Below are 21,765 nucleotides of genomic sequence, written 5' to 3'. Positions count from 1 at the left end.
AACCCGGGGAGGGGGGCGTTCGTTCCGCCGCGCGCGGAATTGGCACAGCGCGTGCCCACGCGCTAAGGCCAGCGGCGATGCTACGCCTGACCGAACTGACCCTGCCGCTCCACCACCCCGACGAGGCGCTGCCCGCCGCGATCTGCAAGCGGCTGCGCATCACCCCGCGTGAGTTGGTGCGCTACGTCGTCGCGCGACGCGGCCACGACGCGCGCGACAAGACCGCTATCCAGCTCGTCTATTCGGTCGACGTGAACGTGAAGGACGAGCCGGCCGTGCTCGCGCGCTTCCGCAAGGACCGGAACGTCCAGCAGACGCCGAACACCAGCTATCGCTTCGCCACGCGCGCGCCGGCCGGCGAGTTCGCACGGCCGGTGGTGATCGGCGCGGGGCCGTGCGGCCTGTTCGCCGGGCTGATCCTGGCCCAACTCGGCTATCGCCCGATCATCCTCGATCGCGGCAAGGTGGTGCGCGAACGGACCAAGGACACCTGGGCCTTATGGCGCAAATCGGTGCTCGACCCCGAATCCAACGTGCAGTTCGGCGAGGGCGGCGCCGGCACCTTTTCCGACGGCAAGCTCTACAGCCGGATCAAGGATCCCCGGCATCTCGACCGCAAGGTACTGACCGAGTTCGTCAAGGCCGGCGCGCCGCCCGAGATCCTGACCGAGGCGCATCCGCACATCGGCACGTTCCGCCTCGTCACGATGGTCGAGACCATGCGCGCGACGATCGAGGCGCTGGGCGGCGAATATCGCTGGCAGAGCCGTGTCGACGGGCTCGACATCGCCACCGATGCGGGCGGCGAGCGGCGGATGCGCGGGCTGCACCTGCACGACGGCGGCTATATCGCGGCGGATCATGTCGTGCTGGCGATCGGCCACAGCGCGCGCGACACGTTCACGATGCTCCATGAGGCGGGCGTGCATGTCGAGGCCAAGCCCTTCTCGATCGGCGTGCGGATCGAACATCCGCAAAGCTGGATCGACCGCTCGCGCTTCGGCAGCGACGCCGGCAACGCGATCCTCGGCGCGGCGGAATATCATATCTCGCATCACTGCTCGAACGGGCGCACGGTCTACAGTTTCTGTATGTGCCCCGGCGGCACCGTGGTCGCCGCCACGTCGGAAGAAGGGCGGGTCGCGACCAACGGGATGAGCCAATATTCGCGCAACGAACGCAACGCCAATTCGGGCTTCGTCGTCGCGATCGATCCGGCGCGCGACTTTCCCGGCGATCCGCTCGCCGGCATCGCGCTGCAACGCCATTGGGAGGAGCGCGCGTTCGTCGCCGGCGGATCGAACTACAAGGCGCCGGCGCAGCGGCTGGGCGATTTCCTCGCCGGGAGGCCGTCGCAGGCGCTGGGATCGGTCGTTCCCTCCTATCGCCCGGGCGTGACGCCGACCGATCTCGCGGAATGCCTGCCCGATTTCGCGGTGACCGCGATGCGCGAGGCGATCCCGGTATTCGGTCGCCAGATCCCCGGCTACGACCATCCCGACGTGGTGATGACCGGTGTCGAGACACGCACCTCCTCTCCCGTCCGCTTCACGCGCGGCGAGGATCTGCAGAGCCTCAATACGATCGGCCTGTTCCCGGCGGGCGAAGGCGCGGGCTATGCCGGCGGCATCCTGTCGGCTGCGGTGGACGGCATCAAGGTCGCCGAGGCGGTGGCGACGAGCATCGCCGCCGCGTGACGCTGATCCTGTTCAACAAGCCGTTCGACGTGCTGTGCCAGTTCACCGACGCCGGCAGCCCCTCCCCGCGTCGCACGCTCTCGGAATTCATCGACCTGCCCGGCGTCTATCCTGCCGGCCGGCTCGACCGCGACAGCGAAGGGCTGCTGCTGCTGACCGACGACGGCCGCTTGCAGGCGCGCATCGCGGACCCGAAGTTCAAGCTCCCCAAGACCTATCTCGTACAGGTCGAGGGCGAGCCGCAGGACATGGATCTCGAAGCGCTCCGGCACGGCGTGGGGCTGAAGGACGGCATGACCCGCCCGGCCGAAGTCGAGCGCATCGCCCCACCCGATCTGTGGCCGCGCGATCCGCCGGTGCGGTTCCGCAAGACCGTGCCCGACAGCTGGATCAAGCTGACGATCCGCGAGGGGCGCAACCGGCAGGTCCGCCGGATGACGGCGGCGATCGGGTTTCCCACGTTGCGGCTGGTGCGGTGGAGCATCGGCGAGTGGACCGCCGATGGACTCGCGCCGGGCACATGGCGCGAAGCTCCGCCCGGGACCGGCAAATAGCGACGTTTGCTCGACACCCGCCACCCTTTTGAATACGCGCCGACGATCGGAGAGGCTGATGTTCGGACCATTGTCGCTGATCGCTCTGGCCTCGGCCGCCATCGCCGATCCACGCCCCGCATCGCCGCCCTTGCTGCGCCGGGAGATCACGCTTGGGCGCTGCCGCATCACCGCCTTTTCGAACGGGGTCGATCGCGCCGGCGCGGCCATACCCGATCGCTCGCCCGCGATGCGCAACACTTTCCTGTTGGTGGTGGACGGCCACCATATCCTGATCGGCCCGTCCGCCTCCGGCGCCGAGTTGCGCGCTGCCCTGTCGAGCCTGGGCTATCGCGCCTCCGACGTGGACACCGTGATCGTGACGGCGCTCGACGACGCGCAGGGCGGCGGAATGCTTGACGGCGATCGACCGGCCTTCCCCACCGCCACGGTCTTCGTGGATCGCTGGGCGGTCGATCATATCGGCGATCGGGCAGCGACCGGCCCGACGATCGCAAAGGCGCTGGACGCCTATCGCGCACGGAGCCGCCTGCGCACCCCCGATTTTGATCTGGACGTCGTGCCCGGCGTGCGCATGGCCGTTACGTCCGAAGGTCCGCGCACCGGATCGGTTCGCGTCCGCTGCGGCGCGACGGTGCTGGTCTTCTGGAACGGCGACCTTCGCGAACAGGATCGCGCGACCGGCACCGGCCCAGCCGTCGTGCCGCCCGATCGCCAGCGCTTTCTGGAAGAAGCGGTCGCCAGGGATCACCTCGTCGCGACCGCGATCGGCCCCTTCCCCGGTTTCGGCCACGTCTATCGCCTGGCCGACGGCTTCCACTGGGGCGCGATCGAAGCCCGTGGTCCCAGAAGCAAACCCCGTCGCCGAGGCGAGATTTATATCGAGCCGGGCAACGATGTCCCGGTCGAACGCGAGGTGCCCGTTCCACAAAAGTGATCGGCAACCGGCACGCGCGATAGTCGCGCTAAGTGCTCGTCTCGCTCATCAATTCCGCTTGTCGTTCATCCGAAACATACCGAGAGATCAAACCGTCGGCCAGCGGCACACCCTCAGTCCTGTCGCAACCGCGCGACCAGCGCGACGACGTGCGCCGGGGCCGGCGCGCCTTCGCGCAGCTTTTCCATCCGGCGCGTGTCGATGTAATCGCGCCAAGCGACGATCCGGTCGTCGGCGAATTCGATCACCGCGGCATAGGGCATCGCGACGGCGGTGCCGGTGCGGCGGGTGTACGCGTCGATCCCTTCGACGAACAGACGATCGCCCGCCTCGGCATGATGGCCGATGCTCCAGCGCGTCTCGGCCATGTCGGCACGCAGCGCCTCCAGGAAACCGCGCACCGCCGCCTTGCCGTCCAGCGGGGCGAGCGCCCCGGCGGCGACGTGCCAGACTACCGCCTCGTCCATGCCGGCCAGCGCCGCGTCGATGTCGCCGGCGTTCCACGCCGCGATCACCGCGGCGAACCGGTCGTATAGGGTCATGCGAGCAGGCCGATCACCGTCTCGCGCAGGTCGCGGCGCGACACCTTGTTCATCGCGTTGCGCGGCAGCGCGTCCACCGTGACCATCAGTTCGGGCAGCTTGAACACCGCCAGCCCCTGCGCCTTCAGCCAGCCGGAAATCTCGCCCAGATCCGGTGCCTGCCCGTCGGCGGGCACTGCGGCGACGCACATCCGCTCGCCCAGCCGTTCGTCCGGCACGCCGACCACCGCCGCCTCGCGCAGCGCCGGATGGCCGGCGAGCAGATCGTCGATCTCGGCCGGCGAGATGTTCACGCCGCCGCGCACGATGATGTCCTTGCAGCGCCCGACGAAGCGATAGAAGCGATCCTCGGCGATCTCGAACAGGTCGCCGGTGCGGTAGAAGCCCTGCGCGTCGAACGCGTTCGCGCTGATTTCCGGGCTTTCGAAATAGCCGCCGAAGGTCGCCGCGCCCTGGAAACGCAATTCGCCCGGGCGGCCGGGTTCGGTGATATCCTCCTCGGTGTCGATATCGACCAGACGGGTCTGGATCATCGCCGAACTCTCGCTCCCCGGCCAGGCGATCCCGGCCACGCCCATGCGCGGGAAATAGCGCGCGCGGTCATGATGATCGGGCACCTGCCGCGCGTCGCTGAACAGCGAGGCACCTTCGTTCGATCCGTAGATGTTGCACACTTCGATGCCGTGATCGTGCGCGAATCCCTCGATCATCCACGGGCTGAGCGGCGCGGAGCCGGAGCCGATCGCGCGCAGCGAGGACAGGTCGACGCTGTCCAGCAGCCCCGGCGTCTTGAGCAGGGCATTGAGGATCGCGGGCGCGGCGATCGTGTAGTTGACGCGCTCGGCGGCGATCTGCGCCAGGAACACCTTCAGGTCGAAGGGATGGTGCAGCACCAGCGTGCCGCGATGCATCAGCCACGGCGTGACGAGGCCGAACGACCCGATATTGACCAGCGGAAACGGGTTGAGCAGCACCTCGCCCTCGCGGATGTCGGCCGCCTCGGCGACCATCTTGGCGTTGACGATCCAGTGGTTCTGGTCGCGCGGCACGCCCTTGGGCCGCGCCTCGGTGCCGGAAGTCCAGAAGATCGTGAAGACGTCGCCCGGCCGCATCGGCTGGGCATCGTGATAGGCGGCGGCCCGAGCCGGATCGGCGGCGGCGATGGCGGCATCGAAGTCGATGCTGCCCTGCGGCGCTTCGCCGCCCAGCACCAGCACCTGGCACGCGCGCCCGCCGGCGAGCGCCAGTGCCATCGCGGCATGATCATGGCCCGCGAAGTGCGCGCGCGTGACGATCGCGCTCGGGCGGACCTTGTCGATCACATAGCCCAGTTCATGCGCGCGGTACGGCATGACGACCGGCGAGATGATCAGGCCGATGCGCGAACAGGCCAGCGCCAGGATCACCGTGTCGGTGACGTTCGGCAGCTGATAGGTCAGCACGTCGTCCTTCTTCAGGCCGAGATCGAGCAACGCCGCCGCGACCCGATCGACTTCGGTGCCCAGTTCGGCCCAGGTGAAGCGGCGCGGTGGCGTACCGTCGAGATCGGCACGATTCATCGGATCGACCAGAGCGAGGCGATCGGCCACCTCGACCCGATTGCGCTGTAGCCAGTCGTCGAGCGTGAGATCGCCCCACCAGCCGCGCGCGGTGAAATCGTCGATCCGGGATTGCGGGGTCAGTTGCATGTCATTTCTCCATCGCCCCGCACTCCCACTCCGTTCGCCCTGAGCCTGTCGAAGGGCACGCGCGGCACTTGGGCTTCGACAAGCTCAGCCCGAACGGAGGTGAGGATGCGGGTTGCATCACAGCCGCGTCGGCGCCGATGCATCAGGTCCGAAGGTGTGCATGCCCCACCAACCGTCCGTGCTGAGCTTGTCGAAGCATTGCCCTGTTCTTTCATTGCTCGAGAGAAAGGGCAGTCCGTCGACAGGCTCAGGACGGACGTGAATTGGGGCGGACGCACCCGCAACCTCACAGCCGCTTCGGCGGCCAGGGCACGAAACCCGATGTGGTCGCGATATAGTCGGCATATTGCGGCTTGGTCTTGCGCATGCGGAATTCGAGCGTCGGCGCGCCGGACCATTTCATCAGCGTCCAGGTCAGCAGGATCGGCCCCGGCAGGGCGAACCAGCCGATGCCGGTTTCCGCACCGATCGCGAACAGGCCCCACCAGACGCAGGCATCGCCGAAGTAATTCGGGTGGCGCGTGTAGCGCCACAGGCCGGTGTTCAGCACCTTGCCGGCATTGGCGGGGTTCTTGCGGAACCGGGTCAGCTGGAAATCGCCGATGCTCTCGAACGCGATGCCGAACAGCGCCAGCGCCGCGCCGGCATAGGCCAGGCCACCGAGCGCCACCGGCTCGGCCTGGATCTGGCCCAGCATCACCGGCAGCGCGACGATGAACTGCAACGGCGCCTGCGTGACGAACACCAGCCAGAAGCTGGCGCGGGCATAGCCCCAGCCGCGCTTCTCCTGCGCCTTTTCCATCATGCGGACATAGCGGCGGTCCGGCCCGTGATCGCGCCAGCGCCAGAACAGATAGCCCCCCAGCCGGAACGCCCACAGCGCGCACAGGCCGAGCAGCAGCACGCGGCGATCGGTCGCCACGTCCATCTGCACGAACGTCGCCAGCGCGAGCAGCGCCATGCCGAGCGCCCACCACGCATCGACCATCGTCACGTCGCGGATCGACGAACAGATCGCCCAGAGCGTGGTGAAGGCGATCACCACCGTCACCGCGTCGATCGCCAGTATCTTCAGGATTTCCATCGCATCTTTCCCCCTTCGGCCATCCGTGTTCCCCCGCGAAGGCGGGCGTCCAGGGCCACGACCGTCGCCGCCGCTGACCCCCGACCCCCGCTCGCGCGGAGGAATGGCGTGACGGTCACCGTCCCGTGCTGATCGTGTCCATGTCGAGCATCCGCGCCAGCGCGCGCTCCTGCGCCTTGGGGTCGCGCGCCTTGTTCGCACGCACCTCCACCGCCATGCGATCGGTATCCACCTCGTCCAGCCCGCGTTTGATCGCCGACAAACCGATCTTGGCGATGTCCTCGGGCTTCTCCTTCGCGCCGCCGACATGCGCGGCCATGCGCGTATCGACCGATCCGACGATCAGCGCGGACACGCTCGTGCCCTGCTTGGCCAGTTCGGCGCGAATCGAGGTGGTCGCGGCGCGGGCGGCGAATTTGGACGGGCTGTAACCACCCATCGCCGGCACCGCGACGACACCGCCGGAGGACAGGACGTTGACGATCGCGCCCCCGCCATTGGCCTTCAGCACGCCGGCAAAGGCGCGGCACATGCCTAGCACGCCGAAATAATTGACCTCCATCTCCTCGCGCGCGGCGGCCATCGTCTCGGCCCCGATCAGCCGCTGGTTCACGAACGCACCGGCATTGTTGACGAGGATCGAGACGTCGGGGCAGGCGGCGGCCGCCGCCGCGATCTGGTCCGGCTGCGACACGTCGAGCGCCAGCGCCACGATCCTGCCCTGCCCTTCCTCCACCAGATGCCGCGCATTGGCGACGTTGCGCGTGCCGACATAGACCTTGGCCGCGCCCGCGCCGATCAGCGCGCGGACGAACGCCTCGCCGATGCCGCGATTGCCCCCGGTGACGAGCCCGACCGCGCCGGTAATGTCCATCGCCATCAGTGCGCCGCCATCTGATAGAGCACGTCGTGCGGATGCTTCGCACCGCGCGTCAGTTCGGTGCCTTCGGGGAACATCATGCCGCGGCCCCAGCTTTCGGTCAGCGGCATCTCGTGGTTCCACTCCCACGCCAAGCGGCGCAGCGCGATCTTCCACTTGCCGTCGCGGCGTTCGAACCGGTCGACCGCACGCGCCAGCGTCAGCGTGTCGAACTTGTCGCCGCCCTTCTCCTTCATCCGGGCGAAGGCGAGGATGTAATGCTCGGCACGGGCGACGTCGCCGTCCACCTCGATCACGATGTTGGTGGCGAGGTGGTTCATGATTCCACCCTTGGGCAGCATCTTGGCCATCAGCGCGACATAGTCCGACGCGGGGCCGTGATAGACTCCGCCATGATCCTCGACGGCATCGGGATGATAGGCGTCGGCGATCAGTGGGATATCGGCGCGGTCGGCGCCGCGCAGGTACAGGTTGATGACGTCGGTGATCTCCTGCTTGTCGAGCAGGGTCTGGATGCGGGGATCGGTCATGATGGCTCCTGGAGCAGGATGATGTCGGGATCGGGGATGTCGGCGTAGAGCCGGTCGATGTCGCCCTTGCGCCGGTCGATCACCGCGCGGCGGTTGATCGTGCCCTTGTCGGACATCTCGTGCGCGTTGGGATCGGGCGGCACGTCGAGCAGCAGGGCGCGGCGGATGCGCGACGATCCGCCATGCTGCGCGGCGTTGAAGGTCTTGAGCGCTGCCGTGATGCGGTCGCGGTCGCCCTCCGGCGTCCGCCACAGCATCAGCGTGAGGTATTCGCGATTCTCGTCGCACAGCACCAGATCGCGCACCATCGGCGTCAGCGCTTTCAGCAGGCCGTCGCGCAGCGACCCGCCATAGACCCACGCGCCGCTCGACAGCTTGAACTCCTCCGCCGCGCGGCCCGCGAAGGCCAGGCCCTTTTCCGGATCGGCGGGATCGTTGAACACCGCCATGTCGCCGGTGCGGTAGAAGCCCTCCTCGTCGAACGCCTCGGCGTTCTTGGCCGGTTCGTCGAGATAGCCGCGCGTCACGTTCGGCCCCGCCGCGCGCACCTCGTAGCGATCGCCCGACGGCACCAGCTTCACCACCGCGCCGGGTGCCGGCAGGCCGATGCCGACGCGGTCGGTCTCGAAATGGATCGCCATGAACGCCGACACCGTCTCGGTCGAGCCATAGCCCGAGGTCAGCATGATGCGGTGCCCGGTCTCGGCGATCGCCGCGGCCTGCAGGCGATCGTAGACCGGCTGGCTCAATCCGGCACCGCCGTACAGCATCACCTTCAACTGCGAGAAGAACGTCCGCCGCAGGTCGGGATCGCTCTCCAGCGCCTCGACCAGCATGCCGTAGCCCAGCGGCACGTTGTTGAAGAAGCGCACCGGGATCTCGCGCAGGTTGCGCAGCGATTCGGCGAACAGGCCGGGCATCGGCTTGCCGTCGTCGATGTACAGCGTGCCGCCCTCGGTCAGCGTCGTGCGCAGCACGAACGCGCCGGCGGCGTGGTGCCAGGGCAGCCAGTCGAGCATCACGTCGTGCCAGCCCGCCGCCTCGCCGATCATCTGCCGGCACTGCGCGCTGTTCGCGGCGAGATTGTCGAACGTGATCGCGACCATCTTGGGCAGGCCGGTCGATCCCGAAGTGAGCATGTACGCGGCGAGATCGTCGGCCCGGATCGCCTCGACCGCGATCGTCACCGCCTCGGTCGCCGTCGTGGCGAGCAGGGCATCGATCGCGACCGCGGGCTTGGCCACCAGCGCAGGATCGCCGGTGACGAGGATCGCGTCGCCGAGATCGAGCGCGGCCAGCGCCGGCGCCAGCTTCGCCGAATTCTCCGCGAACACCACGCCCGGCTTCACCTTCGCCACGACATGCGCGAGCCGCCCGTAATCGCCGCCGAGCGCGCCGTAGGCGGTGCTGACCGGACACACCGGCAGGCCCGCCGCCCAGGCCGCGAACGTGGCGATCGCGAACGCCGGCGTATTGTCCGCGATCAGCAGCATCGGCCGGCCCTCCGGCGCATGATCGATCAGCCATTGCGCCGCGGCGTCGATCCTGGCCTTCAGCTCGGCATAATTGAGCGTCGCCCAGCCCTCGCGGCCCGTCTCGCGCCACGCCAGCGCCGGCTTGTCCGGCTGGCGCGCGGCGGAGCGCGCCAGATCGGCGGGAATGTTCGCATCATAGTCCGCGATGGCGACGCGCGACCGGAGCAGGATCGTGCCGTCGTCGCGCCGCTCGACCGCGAGATCGACCGGCATCAGCCTCGCCTCGCGGAATCCCGGCAGCGCGTCGTCCAGAACTGGAGCGGTGGCCATGATCAGACCGCCGGCCGCGCGAGCATCGCGTCCACCGTATCGCGCACGCCCTTGCCGGCGACCTGCTCCTCCTGCAGCCGGCCCTCGAAATATTCGCGCCAGTGGCGGATCACGCCGCCTTCGTAATCGAGGATCCCGCAATAGGGGATGGCGACACGCGTGCCGTCCATCGTGTCGAACTCGTCGACCCCCTCCATCCACACCGTGTCGCCGACCGCCGCGACATCGAACAGGCGCCAGCGATTGTTCTTCAGCCGCCCCTTCATCGCCTCCAGCGTCTTGCGCATCTGCGCCTTGCCTTGGATCGGCGGCTTCAGGCCGCCGGAATTGTTCCAGGTGATGTCCTCGTGCAGGCAGGACAGCACGCCCTCGACATCGGCTTCGTGCCAGCTGCTGATGACCTTGCGGAGCGTGGCGATGTTATCGGGCATAAGTCTCTCCTTGGAAGCGGCCGGGAAGGTCATGGCCAGAGCCGCGCCCCCGATCATGATGGTACGTCGGGTGATCATCGGGTCATCGGGCCGCCTGGACGACGAGGCTGACGGTCGTCGTAGTGGACCCGCCGATGTTGAGCGTCTGGGCGGTCTTCGCGCCCTCGACCTGATAGTCGCCGGCGGTGCCGGTCACCTGCTTGAACGCGTCGAGCGCCATGCGCACCCCGGTCGCGCCGACCGGGTGGCCGCAGCCGATCAGCCCGCCCGAGGGGTTGACGGGAATGCGCCCGCCGGCCTCGATGCTGCCGTCCTCGATCGCCTTCCACGCCTCGCCCGGCGCGGCGATGCCGAGATGCTCGATCGCCATATATTCGGTCGCCGTGAAGCAATCGTGCAGCTCGATCAGGTCGACCTGGTCGAGCGCCACGCCGGCGCGCGCGCGCGCGTCGTCGGCGGCGCGCTTCACCTGCGGGAAGACATAGGCGTCGTTCGCGCTCGCCTGTACCTTGCGGCTGTACGAGATCGGGGCGGAGCGGTGGCCCCAGCCGGTGATGCGCGGCAGGCTGTCGAGCGGGATGCCGCGCTTCTCGGCATAGTCCGCCGCGCGTTTGGGGGAAGCGAGGAAGATCACGCTGGCGCCGTCGGTCACCTGGCCGCAATCGGTCTTGCGCATCCGCCCCTCGACCACCGGGTTGGCGACATCGTCCTGCGTGAAGCTTTCCGGCGTGAACTGCCAGTCGCGCGACTGAGCGTTGGGATTGCGCTTGCCGTTGGCGAAGTTGATCTCGGCGATGCGGCTCAGATGGCGCGCGTCGATGCCGTAGCGGCGGTCATATTCCTCCGTCAGGTCCGAGAACGCACGCGGCCAGACGAATTGCGCGTCGCCGAATTCGTGGCCGGTCCAGGCCGCCGCGCCCAGGTGCTGCGCCGCCGTCCTGCCCGGCACGTTGCGCATCTGCTCCATCCCCAGCACGCAGGCGAGGTCGTAGCGCCCGGCCTCCAGCTCCGCGGTGGCGGCGAGGATCGCGACCGAACCCGAGGCGCAGGCCGCTTCGTGACGCGAGGTCGGCAGCCCGTCGAAATCGGGATGGACCAGCCCGAAAAACCCGCCGAGCAACCCCTGCCCGGCGAACAGTTCGCCGACGAAATTGCCGACATGCCCGGTCTCTACGTCCTTAGGATCGAGTTTCGTCGCCTCCAGCCCGGCCTCGATCGTCTCGGAAAAGGCGTCGGCCATGTCGATGCCGCGCCGCGCCCAATTGTCGGAAAAGTCGCTCTGCCAGCCGCCGAGGATATAGGTCATGTCCGCTCCGATTCGCCGACGATTAGTCAGTCTCTTTAAACAAGCTTATGCCGCTTTGGCGGCCGTGGCAAGCGCATCCACCGCGGATGCGAACGGCCGGATCGCGCTCAGCACCAGCAGCCCCGCGATCGGGCCGAGCACGGCCGTGGCCAGCGCGATAGCTGGCCCAAGCGCGTTCGGATCGTGGAACAGATGCTCGGTGATCAGCGCGACGCTGACCGGGCCGACCGTCAGCCCGACGATGCCGAGGACGAAATAATAGAGTGCCGCCGTCCGCCCGCGCAGGTTGCCGGGTGCCGCCTCGCACAGGGCCGATACCGCCAGTCCGCCCGATGCGGTGAAGAAGACCATCGCCGGCGCGAGGATGAACACCGCCGTCCAGCCGTCGCGCGCGAGGCACGCGGCGACCAGCAACGGCGTGACGATCAGGATCGACCAGCCGGTGATCTTCAGGCTCGCCGCCTTCACCCCGCGCACCGCGAGATGCGACGACAGCCAGCCGGCAAAGGCCAGTCCGAAGCCGCCGAACACCGTCACCACCAGCCCGTAGCGCAGGCCGACCTGCCCCGGCGTCCAGCCGAAGGTGCGGATGAAATAGGCCGGCATCCAGGACAGGACGCCGTAGATCAGCACGCAATACAGCGCCATGCCGCCGAGATGCCGCAGGTGAAAGGCGCGGTGGCGGTTGAGATGCGGGATCAGTCCGCTGCCGCTTTCCTCGCGCACCAGCACCTCGCGCCGGACGGGTTCGGTGACGAACGCGAGCAGCAGCACGACGATCAACCCGGCCAGCCCGACCAGAATGAACGTCGCCTGCCACGGCGCGACCTCGCCCACGATCGGCAGGGCGAAACGCGGTTGCGCCGAGATCAGCTGGATCACCGTCCCGCCGACCATCAGCGCGAGACCCGCGCCGACCGACGAGGCCATCGAATAGACGCTGATCGGAAACGCGCGGCGCTCGGCCGGAAAGCTGTCGCCGATCATCGAGATCGCCGCCGGGGAAAGGCTCGCCTCTCCCGCCCCCACGCCCATCCGGGCGAGGAACAGGTGCCAGAAATTTCCCGCCAGCCCGCACGCCGCCGTCGCCAGGCACCAGGTCGTCACGCCGATCGCCACCACCCGTCGCCGCGACGTGCGATCGACCAGCCAGCCGAGCGGCATGCCCATCACGGTATAGAACAGGCCGAACGCCAGCCCCTGCAGCAACGCGATCTGCGTGTCGCTCAATCCCAGATCGGCCTTGATCGGATCGATCAACAGGCTGAGGATCGTGCGATCGACGAACGACACGGTGTAGCCTAGAGTCAGCACCGCCACCGCGAACCAGCTGCGCGCCGGGTTCGGCCAAGCCGCGACGGGCGCGAGTGCTGGGACGGCGGTGGGGCTAGGACGGATCGACATTCAGCATCTCTTCGTCACCCCGGGCTTGTTCCGGGGTCCACCAGGCGGCTTTTGACACCGATAGCGAATTGAACGCCGGGTTTGCGGCACGGCGGACCCCGGAAAAGGGCCCTGCTGAGCGAAGTCGAAGTATCCGGGGTGACGGTGAACGGATAGCAAGACGCTCTCCGACGGCCGACTGTCGATCGGCGACGGCCATGTCAGCGGGTCTCGTGGTCGAAGTCCGTCGCGACGCCCATTTCGCTCAGCAATTGCCCGCGATCGTAATATTCGCGCCACACCTTGATCAGGCCGTCGCCGTCGAATTCGAACACGCCCGTCACCGGCACCGCGCCGGTCTTGCCGTTGTACACGAAACGATCGACCCGCTCCATGTACAGGATCCCGTTGATCACGCCCATGTTGCTGACGTCGAGGACGATCTCGGTCGCCAGTTCCCCCAGGCCGGAAATGCGCTTGTGGATCGCCTCGCGGCCCTCGATCGGATCGACCATCATCGAATGCAGCACGCCGTTCTCGGCGAACAAAGCGGCGGCTGCGTCCCAGTCCATCGCCTTCCACGCGGCGATCATCCGAGTCGCGATATCGATCTTGTGCGCGTCGCTGGTCGTGTCGTTGCGCGCGTCGAGTGCCGTGTCGGTCATGCTGCTCTCCTATGACAGTCGTTTTATGCAAGTGAGGTTGGCGCAGCGCGGCGGACGTGTCAATCGAGTTAGTCTTGACAAGCAAGTCACATTGGCGAAAACAGCATCGGCTTGCTTAAGAAGACCGAGTGAGCGCGACACGGCCAACAAGGCCGGACGACATCTTTGGGAGGGACTGAAATGGCCACGAACACCTGTGCGCGTGTAATGCGTCTAGCCTTGGCGTCGGCGAGCATCGCCGCTTTGGGTACGGCCCTGCCGGCTCTCGCCCAATCGACCGCCGGTCCGGCGACGCCGATCGATGCGCCCGCTCAGGTCGAGGAAGGGCCGCAGCTCGAAGAGATCATCGTCACCGCGCGCAAGCGGTCGGAAAGCCTGCAGAACGTGCCGATCGCGGTCACCGCGTTCAGCGGCACGGCGTTGCGCGACGGCCAGATCACCGATCTGTCGGCGATCGCCGGGCGCACGCCGAGCTTCACCTTCCAGGCGCAAGGGTCGCTGGAGCAGGAAGCGTTCATTCGCGGCGTCGGCACGGTGCGCCTGACCAGCGCCAGCGCGGATCCTTCGATCGGCCTGTTCATCAACGAAGTCTATATCGGCCGCCGTGGCTCGGCGACGCCGCCGATCTTCGATGTCGAGCGCGTCGAGGTGCTGCGCGGGCCGCAGGGTACCATCTTCGGCAAGAACGTCGTCGGCGGCGCGGTGAGCATCATCACCGCCACCCCGAAATTCGATTTCGGTGCCGGCGGCTATGTCTCGGTCGGCAACTACGGCACGATCCAGTCCGAGGCGAACGTGACCGGGGCGCTGTCGGACTCGACCGCCGCGCGCATCTCGTTCCAGCAGAACCGGCACGACGGGTTCAGCCGCAACATCGTCAACGGCCAGGAACTCGACGATGCCGAAGGCTATGCCGGCCGCGCCTCCGTGCTGGTCAATGCCAGCGACCGGCTGACGCTGAACTTCATCGCCGATGCCAGCCACGACGAGGGCGGCGGGCAGGCGCGCCACGCGGTCGACGATCCGACGCGGGCCGGGATCGGCCCGATCACTGCCGGGCAGATCTCGAAGGATCCGCGCGTCACCGAAACGCCCTATCTCCAATATAATCGCCGTAACACCTACGGCTTCACCGCCCGTGCCGATTACGATCTCGGCCAGGCCAAGCTGACCTATCTCGCCGCGCTCCGCCTCGGCAATTCGGGCCAGCGCTTCAGCCAGGCCGGGGCCGGCGCACCGCCGTCCTTCACCGATTCGGTGCTGACCCAGTCGGAAAAGTATAGCGGCATCACGCAGGAAGTGCGGCTCGCCTCCGACAAGAGCGGTCCGTTCAGCTGGCTGGTCGGCCTCTATTATCTGCGCGAGGATACGCGGCGCAGTTCGCAGAATACCGCCCGCTCGGCGCTGCCCGGCGGCCCCGGCGGCACGCGCGACAGTCTGGATGGCGACAACGTCTTCCGCCAGGCCGGCATCACCTCGAACTATGCGGCGTTCGGCGAACTGGAATATGAAATCCTGCCCGGCTTCACCGCCTCGGCCGGCGCGCGGTACACGATCGATCACAAGGATATGGACGCCACCGCGCGGATCCTGAGCTTTGGCCCCGCCGGCGACATCCTGTCCCCGGCACCGCTCAAGACGCCCTATGCGATCAGCGTCAAGAAGACGTGGAAGGAAGCCACGCCGCGCTTCGCGCTGGAATGGAAGGCGACTCCGTCGATCCTGCTCTACGCCTCGGCGGCGAAGGGCTTCAAGGGCGGCGGCTGGCAGGCGGCGACTCCCGATGCCGCCACCGCCTCGCGCCCGTTCGATCCGGAAACCGCGTGGAACTACGAACTGGGCTTCAAGAGCGACCTGTTCGACCGCCGCGTGCGCCTGAACCTCGCCGCGTTCCGGCTCGATTTCAGCAATCTGCAGGTCGAACAGCTCGACGACGTCCTGCTCACCACGGTCGTGACCAACGCCGCCAGCGCCAAGATCCAGGGCATCGAGGGCGAATTGTCGGTCGCGATCACCGACGGGCTGTCGCTTTCGGGGTCCGGATCGGTGCTCGACGCCAAATACAAGAACTACACCGATCCCCGGCGCAACATCGTCTATACCGGCAACAAGCTGGCACGCACCGCCGACTATCAATATTCGATCGCGGCGGACTACAAGCTGCCGGTCGGCGATCGCTATGCGATCAAGGCGCACGCCGATTACACCTATCAGGACAAGTTCTTCTACGGCCCGGAGAATCTGAATTTCGAACCCGGCTACGGCCTGCTCGATGCGCGGATCGGCTTCGGCCGGGCGGACGAGCGCTGGGCGGTGACCTTGTGGGCGAAGAATCTGACCAACAAGCTCTATCGCACCAGCGTGATCCCGTTCCTCGGCGACGAGGCGTCGCTGTACGGCGCGCCGCGGACCTATGGTGTGCGCCTGTCGGGCAAATTCTGACAGGGCATCAGGCACTTGCTTGTCACTTGCTTTACAAGACCGGCGCTGTTAGTCGAGCCGATCAGGATATGAGGACGCACCCATGAAGCTCGAACGACATCCGCCGGTCGTCACCAGCCTCGAACCGAGCAACCACCCGTATCTCAACGGCGCGTGGACGCCGCTGCACGAGGAGGTCGACGCCGAGGATCTCGACGTGATCGAAGGCGTGATTCCGTCCGACATCGACGGCGTCTACCTCCGCAACACCGAGAATCAGCTCCATCAACCCCTCGGCCGCCACCACCCCTTCGACGGCGATGCGATGATCCACCAGATCTCGTTCAACCAGGGCACGGCATCGTATCGCAATCGCTTCGTTCGCACGCGCTGTTTCCAGGCGGAGCAGGAGGCGGGCAGGTCGCTGTGGGGCGGCCTTGCCGATCCGGTCGGCACGTCGGTGCGCCCGGGCTATGGCGCGCATGGCAGCCTGAAGGACAATGCCAGCACCGACGTGGTCGTGCATGCCGGCAAGTTGCTGTCGACCTTCTATCAGTGCGGCGAGGCCTATACGATGGATCCCGAGACGCTCGAGGATCTCGGCGTCGCGCCCTGGGCACCGATCGACGGCGTGTCGGCGCATTGCAAGGTCGACGAGGCGACCGGCGAACTCTTGTTCTTCAACTATTCGAAGCATGCGCCGTACATGCATTACGGCGTGGTCGGCGCGGATGGGAAGCTGAAGAGCTATATCCCGATTCCCCTGCCCGGTCCGCGACTGCCGCACGACATGGCCTTCAGCGAAAAATACTCGATCTTCAACGATTTCCCGGTCTTCTGGGATCCGAAGCTGCTCGAACGCGACGTGCATGCGGTGCGCTTCTTTCGCGACATGAAGTCGCGCTTCGCGGTCGTGCCGCGGCACGGTGGGCCCGAAGACATCAAGTGGTTCGAGGCCGCACCCTGCTACGTCCTGCATTTCCTCAACGCCTATGAAGAGGGCGAAGAACTCGTGCTCGACGGCTATTTCCAGGAGGATCCCACGCCGCGTCCGCTCGCCGGCTCGGTCGAGGGACACGAGCATATGATGGCGTTGCTCGACATGCACAGTTTCCGCAGCCGACTGCATCGCTGGCGCTTCAATCTCGCGACCGGCGAGACGCGCGAGGAGCGGCTGTCGGACGAGACGGTCGAATTCGGCATGATGAATGCGCGCGTCGCCGGCAAGCCCTATCGTTATGCCTATTCGGTCACGTCAAAGCCGGGCTGGTTCCTGTTCAACGGCCTGATCAAGCACGATTTGAAAACCGGCACCGACGAACGCGTGACCCTGCCCGAGGGCGTCTATGCCAGCGAAGCGCCGTTTGCGCCACGCATCGGCGCGGTGGACGAGGATGACGGCTATATCGTCAGCTTCCTGATCGACGAGAATCGCGGGCGATCGGAATGCGTGCTGATCGACGCGAAGAATTTCGCCGCCGGGCCGGTGTGCCGCATCGCCCTGCCGCACAAATTGAGCAGCGGGACGCACGCGGTATGGGCCGACCGGGCGTTCATCGAGACCGGCCGCAGCGCCGCCTGAAGCGTGACGTTGCCGAGACCGATCCGCGTCATCCAATGGGCGACGGGGGCGATGGGCCGCACGGCGCTGCGCCGCATCATCGACCATCCCGATCTCGAACTGGTGGGCGTGTACGTCTATTCGCCCAAGAAGGCCGGGCGCGACGCGGGCGAAATCGCCAAGCGCCCGGCGACGGGGGTAATCTGCACCGGCGATATCGACCGGATCCTGGCGCTGGACGCGGATGTCGTGATTCACACGCCGCGCATCACGCTGCCTTATGACGCGATGAACGCGGATGTCGCGCGCCTGCTGGCCAGCGGCAAGAACGTCATTTCAACCGCAGGCTTCCATTACCCCGAGGCGCACGGCGCGGACTATGTCGCACCGTTGCTGTTGGCGTGCGCGGAAGGCGGAACGACGCTCACCGGCTTGGGCGTCAATCCCGGATTCGTGGTCGAGCGGCTGACTTTGGCCGCGACCGGGCTGTGCCATGAGATCGAGCGGATCACGATTAGCGAAACGGTCGATGCGTCGGCGATGGCATCGGCGGACTTCGTCTTCGGCCTGATGGGGTTCGGCGCCGATCCAGCGAGAAACGACATCACGCAGGGGCCGCTCGCCGCGCTCTATACCTCGCTGTTTTCCGAGGTCTTGTACCTTGCGGCACACGGGCTGAACGACGCGGTGGCGAAGATCACGCCGGCGCACGAGGTGACGACAGCCCCGCGCGACATCGTCCTTCCCGCCGGCACGATTCCCGCCGGCACCGTCGCCGCGACCCGCTGGCGCTGGATCGCGACGCTCGCCAGCGGGATCGACCTGACCCTGTCGATCCTGTGGACCGCCGACCCTGCACTGCACCCCGAACAGGGGCTGGGCCATTGGAACGTGCATATCGAAGGACGACCGAACGTGCGCCTAACGCTGGCGATCGACGAGGGCGATCCGACTGCGCCGCCCGCACGCGCGCTCACCGATGCGACGATCGCCGTCGCCATCGCCGGCATTCCGGCGGTGCTCGCAGCAACGCCGGGCTTTTTCGCATTCCCCGCGCCGACCCCGTTCCATGCCCGATTGGAGCCAGCGACATGACCGTGTATATCCGTGATGCCGTGCGCACGCCGCGTGGCAAGGCCCGGCCCGATGGTGGGTTGGCACAACAGACTCCGCAGGGCCTGATCGTCGCTCTGGTCGCGGCGCTAGATGCTCGTGCGCCCGGGGCCAAGAAAACCGAGGCGCTCATGCTCGGCTGTGTCGGGCAGATCGGCGCGCAGGGCGGGAATATCGCGATGGTCGCAAAGCTTACCTCCGGCCTGCCCGACCACGCCACGGCCCAGACGATCAACGCCTATTGCGCCTCCGGACTCGTCGCGATCGGCCAGGCGGCGGCGCTGATCGAAAGCGGCGTGATCGACACTGCGCTCGCCGGCGGGGTGGAAATGATGTCGGCGGTCGGCTTCATGGCCGACAAGGCCAGCTTCTACACCGACCGCGACCTGCCGCGGGCCGCGCAATATCTGCCGGTCGCGGTCGCCGCCGACCGCCTGTCCACCCGCGAAGCCATATCGCGCGAGGCGATGGATTCCGCCACCGCCGCCTCGCAGACCCGCGCCGCCGCAGCGGAGGGCAATTCCGCGCTCTCCGCCTCGCGCATCGGGATCGGCGATCTCGCGGCCGACGAATGCGTCCGCGCCCTCACGCCCGAAAAACTTGCCGCCCTGCAGCCGGCCTTTGCCGACCTCGGCAGCGGTTATGCCGATGTCCTCGGCGACGAGGCGATCGCCTATACCCATACCGTCGCGCACGCGCCGCCGGTCTGCGACGGTGCCGGCCTCGCCGCGCTCAGTGGGGACGCCGCGAACGCCCGCGCGAAGATCGTCGCTTATAGCGAGATCGGCGGGGATCCGGCCGCGTCGCTCACCGCCGGGTTCGCCGCGATGGACAAGGTGCTCACCCGCGCCAAGCTGACGCTGGCGGACATGGACCGGATCGAATTCATGGAGGCGTTCGCCGTCGCCATCGCCAAGTTCCTGCGCGATTACGATGTCGATCCGGCCAGGGTGAACGCGTCGGGCGGGCATCTTGCCAAGGGGCATCCAATGGGCGCGACCGGTGCGATCCTGTTGTCCACCTTGCTCGACACGCTCGATGCCTGCGATGGCCGTTACGGCCTTGTCGTCGTCACTGGAGCCTCTGGGGTCGGCGCGGCGATGATCGTCGAGCGGATCGCATGAACCGGCTTGGCCTCAACTTGCGGCTGCCGGTGATCGCCGCGCCGATGTTCCTCGTCTCCGGCCCGGCGCTCGTCATCGCCGCGTGTCGCGCGGGCATCGTCGGATCCTTCCCGACGACCAATTGCCGCACCGCCGCCGAAGTCGATGCGTGGATGGGCGAGATCACCGCCGCGATCGACGGTGCCCCCTGGGCCGCGAACCTCATCACGCATTCGACCAACACCCGCCGCGCCGACGATCTCGCGCTCGTCGCTAAGTACAGACCGCCACTGGTGATCACCGCGCTCGGCAGTCCAGCGCCGGTGATCGAGACCGTGCACGCTTATGGCGGCACGGTGCTGGCCGACGTGATCGACCCCACACTCGCGCGCAAGGCGCTGGCGGCGGGGGCGGACGGCCTTGCCTGCGTTGCGACCGGCGCCGGTGGCCATACCGGCAAATACTCGCCCCTCGCCTTCGTCTCGGCGGTCCGCGCCTTTTTCGATGGGCCGCTGGCGCTTGGCGGCGGCATCGCCGACGGTGCAGGCGTCGCGGCGGCGGTCGCGGCCGGTGCGGACCTGATCTACATGGGCACGCGCTTCGTCGGCGCGACCGAGAGCCTTGCCGTCCCCGCCTACAAGGCGATGGTGGCGGAGGCCGGCATCGACGACATCGTCGTGAGCGGTGCCGTCACCGGCACGCCCGCCTCGTGGCTGCGCGCCAGTTTCGATGCCGCGGGCTACACGGTGGACGGCGGCGCGCCGGAGCGAAACTACGATTCCGCCGCGGACGGCCGCGCGCGCTGGCGCGACATCTGGTCCGCCGGTCAGGGGGTGCATGCCACCACCGGCGAGCAAACGACGGCGGCGATCGTCGACGATCTGGACCGTGGGTTCAGCGCCGCGCAGGTGCGTCTCGCCAGCTGGTGCGGCCGTACGGGACATTCATAACGCTTCCTCTCCGCGCTGCTTGGGCTACGGTAACTTTATGTTGCCAAGCCGAGGTGCAGGTTGAAGTCCGAGAAAAACCCCGCCGTCGAAACGGATGTCGAGCCGCACGCGGACGGCGTTTCGGATTCGGGGCATCGCCTCAAGTCGAATTCGGCGCGGCGCGCGCTCGATATCCTCGGCGACCGCTGGACGCTGATGATCCTGCATCTGGCGTTCAAGCGCGTGCGCCGGTTCGACGATTTTCGAGCACGTATCGGCATCGCGCGCAGCCTGCTCACGGATCGCCTGCGACGCATGGAAGTCGCAGGCATCATTCGCCGCGAACGCTATCAGGAACGCCCGCCGCGCGACGAATATCGCCTGACCGAGATGGGGCTCGACCTGTTCGGCGCGTCGCTGATGATCATCCGCTGGGAAAAGCGCTGGTTTCCCGACGACCGGGTCGACGTGCACAGCCTGCGGCATAGTTGCGGCAACGTGTTCCTGCCCGAACTGCGCTGCGCCACCTGCGGCGAGGAGGTGACGGCGCGCGACGTGATCGCGGGGGACGGCCCGGGCGCGGGTTTCGAACCCCCGCAACGCGCGCGTGCGCAACGCCGATCAATCATCGCGCGCGGAGAACTCGACCCGCATCAACGCATGCTGGAGCGCGCGATCGACGTGCTCGGCGACCGCTGGACCGCGCAGACGATCGCCTCCGCCTTTATCGGCATCCGCCGCTTCGGCGCATTCGAGGCCGATCTCGGCGTCGCCCCGAACATCCTCGCCGATCGACTGGTCCGCCTCGTCGACCTCGGCGTCCTCGACCGCAAGCCCTATCAGGAAAAACCCGAGCGCTTCGAATATCGCCTGACGCCGGAGGGGCTGGACCTGTTTCCGCTGATCGTCGAGCTGATTCGCTGGGGCGACCGCTGGCTGGCGGGCAAGGCCGGCCCGCCACAGGTGATCCGCCATCGCACCTGCGGCGCGGAGCTGGTGCCGGTGATCACGTGCGATCAGTGCGGACAAACTGTCGGGCCGCTATCCACCACGATCGGCTAGGCTGACAGGCGAGGCGAAACGCACTTCAGGAAATTCAATAGCGGCGCGGCGATTGGATTGGCGGTGCCGGGCGT

General features: G+C 67.4%; 19 protein-coding genes. 9 read left to right on the top strand and 10 right to left on the bottom strand.

The features are described 5' to 3' along the window. The first annotated feature begins 77 nt into the window (after window positions 1–77). Genes ASG11_RS06215 through ASG11_RS06205 form a run of 3 tightly spaced genes read left to right on the top strand, consistent with a single transcriptional unit; the run spans window position 78 to window position 3,188 of the window. Window positions 78–1,697, top strand: a complete 1,620-nt coding sequence (locus ASG11_RS06215; RefSeq protein WP_055776551.1) for an NAD(P)/FAD-dependent oxidoreductase — start codon at window positions 78–80, stop codon at window positions 1,695–1,697. Further along, entirely contained in the window at window positions 1,694–2,251 is a 558-nt protein-coding gene (locus ASG11_RS06210) for a pseudouridine synthase (RefSeq protein WP_055776547.1), read from the top strand. Before ASG11_RS06215 ends, ASG11_RS06210 begins: the two co-directional genes overlap by 4 nt. A gap of 58 nt (window positions 2,252–2,309) precedes the next feature. Beyond that, window positions 2,310–3,188, top strand: a complete 879-nt coding sequence (locus ASG11_RS06205; RefSeq protein ID WP_055776544.1) for a hypothetical protein — start codon at window positions 2,310–2,312, stop codon at window positions 3,186–3,188. A 113-nt stretch (window positions 3,189–3,301) separates the two neighbouring features. Here ASG11_RS06205 and ASG11_RS06200 read toward each other — a convergent pair whose 3' ends face one another. The 10 genes from ASG11_RS06200 to ASG11_RS06155 all read right to left on the bottom strand — a co-directional run bounded on the left by ASG11_RS06200 (window position 3,302) and on the right by ASG11_RS06155 (window position 13,502). After that, window positions 3,302–3,730, bottom strand: a complete 429-nt coding sequence (locus ASG11_RS06200) for a nuclear transport factor 2 family protein (RefSeq protein ID WP_055776540.1) — start codon at window positions 3,728–3,730, stop codon at window positions 3,302–3,304. Then, window positions 3,727–5,418 (bottom strand): class I adenylate-forming enzyme family protein, encoded by a 1,692-nt coding sequence (locus ASG11_RS06195; protein WP_055776537.1) that lies wholly within the window; start codon window positions 5,416–5,418, stop codon window positions 3,727–3,729. The genes ASG11_RS06200 and ASG11_RS06195 overlap by 4 nt, the downstream gene beginning before the upstream one ends. Window positions 5,419–5,704: 286 nt before the next feature. Continuing rightward, complete coding sequence (locus tag ASG11_RS06190) at window positions 5,705–6,502, bottom strand: DUF1295 domain-containing protein (RefSeq protein WP_055776534.1); 798 nt, start codon at window positions 6,500–6,502, stop codon at window positions 5,705–5,707. A 115-nt stretch (window positions 6,503–6,617) separates the two neighbouring features. Continuing rightward, entirely contained in the window at window positions 6,618–7,382 is a 765-nt protein-coding gene (locus ASG11_RS06185) for an SDR family oxidoreductase (RefSeq protein ID WP_236697404.1), read from the bottom strand. Further along, a complete protein-coding gene (locus ASG11_RS06180) occupies window positions 7,382–7,912 on the bottom strand; it encodes a nuclear transport factor 2 family protein (protein ID WP_055776533.1) in 531 nt (176 codons plus the stop codon). Before ASG11_RS06180 ends, ASG11_RS06185 begins: the two co-directional genes overlap by 1 nt. Continuing rightward, window positions 7,909–9,717 carry an AMP-binding protein gene (locus ASG11_RS06175; protein WP_055776530.1) on the bottom strand — a complete coding sequence of 603 codons (1,809 nt, stop codon included), beginning with the start codon at window positions 9,715–9,717 and terminating at the stop codon, window positions 7,909–7,911. Before ASG11_RS06175 ends, ASG11_RS06180 begins: the two co-directional genes overlap by 4 nt. Before the next feature lie 2 nt (window positions 9,718–9,719). Beyond that, window positions 9,720–10,148 (bottom strand): nuclear transport factor 2 family protein, encoded by a 429-nt coding sequence (locus ASG11_RS06170; protein WP_168371707.1) that lies wholly within the window; start codon window positions 10,146–10,148, stop codon window positions 9,720–9,722. An 82-nt stretch (window positions 10,149–10,230) separates the two neighbouring features. Then, on the bottom strand, window positions 10,231–11,454 hold the full coding sequence (locus ASG11_RS06165) for an acetyl-CoA acetyltransferase (RefSeq protein ID WP_055776524.1): 1,224 nt from the start codon (window positions 11,452–11,454) through the stop codon (window positions 10,231–10,233). A 45-nt stretch (window positions 11,455–11,499) separates the two neighbouring features. Continuing rightward, the gene (locus ASG11_RS06160; RefSeq protein ID WP_055776521.1) at window positions 11,500–12,858 is read right to left on the bottom strand and encodes a spinster family MFS transporter; all 1,359 of its coding nucleotides are present in this window, start codon (window positions 12,856–12,858) and stop codon (window positions 11,500–11,502) included. A gap of 200 nt (window positions 12,859–13,058) precedes the next feature. Further along, window positions 13,059–13,502 (bottom strand): nuclear transport factor 2 family protein, encoded by a 444-nt coding sequence (locus ASG11_RS06155; RefSeq protein WP_082472626.1) that lies wholly within the window; start codon window positions 13,500–13,502, stop codon window positions 13,059–13,061. 207 nt (window positions 13,503–13,709) lie between these two features. On the opposite strand from ASG11_RS06155, the gene ASG11_RS06150 reads away from it, so the two are divergent. From ASG11_RS06150 to ASG11_RS06125, 6 genes are all read left to right on the top strand, one after another. Beyond that, window positions 13,710–15,944 carry a TonB-dependent receptor gene (locus ASG11_RS06150; RefSeq protein WP_168371706.1) on the top strand — a complete coding sequence of 745 codons (2,235 nt, stop codon included), beginning with the start codon at window positions 13,710–13,712 and terminating at the stop codon, window positions 15,942–15,944. 82 nt (window positions 15,945–16,026) lie between these two features. Then, entirely contained in the window at window positions 16,027–17,505 is a 1,479-nt protein-coding gene (locus tag ASG11_RS06145) for a carotenoid oxygenase family protein (protein WP_055776513.1), read from the top strand. A gap of 9 nt (window positions 17,506–17,514) precedes the next feature. Continuing rightward, window positions 17,515–18,579, top strand: a complete 1,065-nt coding sequence (locus ASG11_RS06140; protein WP_156363679.1) for an NAD(P)H-dependent amine dehydrogenase family protein — start codon at window positions 17,515–17,517, stop codon at window positions 18,577–18,579. Next, a complete protein-coding gene (locus tag ASG11_RS06135; protein ID WP_055776507.1) occupies window positions 18,576–19,721 on the top strand; it encodes a beta-ketoacyl synthase N-terminal-like domain-containing protein in 1,146 nt (381 codons plus the stop codon). Before ASG11_RS06140 ends, ASG11_RS06135 begins: the two co-directional genes overlap by 4 nt. Further along, window positions 19,718–20,650: an NAD(P)H-dependent flavin oxidoreductase gene (locus tag ASG11_RS06130; protein WP_055776504.1), complete on the top strand. Its 933-nt coding sequence runs from the start codon at window positions 19,718–19,720 to the stop codon at window positions 20,648–20,650. Before ASG11_RS06135 ends, ASG11_RS06130 begins: the two co-directional genes overlap by 4 nt. Before the next feature lie 60 nt (window positions 20,651–20,710). Next, window positions 20,711–21,691: a winged helix-turn-helix transcriptional regulator gene (locus ASG11_RS06125; protein ID WP_201781286.1), complete on the top strand. Its 981-nt coding sequence runs from the start codon at window positions 20,711–20,713 to the stop codon at window positions 21,689–21,691. The last annotated feature ends 74 nt before the right edge of the window (window positions 21,692–21,765 follow it).

The organism is Sphingomonas sp. Leaf357, from assembly GCF_001423845.1.
Taxonomy (GTDB): Bacteria; Pseudomonadota; Alphaproteobacteria; order Sphingomonadales; family Sphingomonadaceae; genus Sphingomonas.
This window is presented reverse-complemented; position numbering and strand designations above follow the sequence as displayed.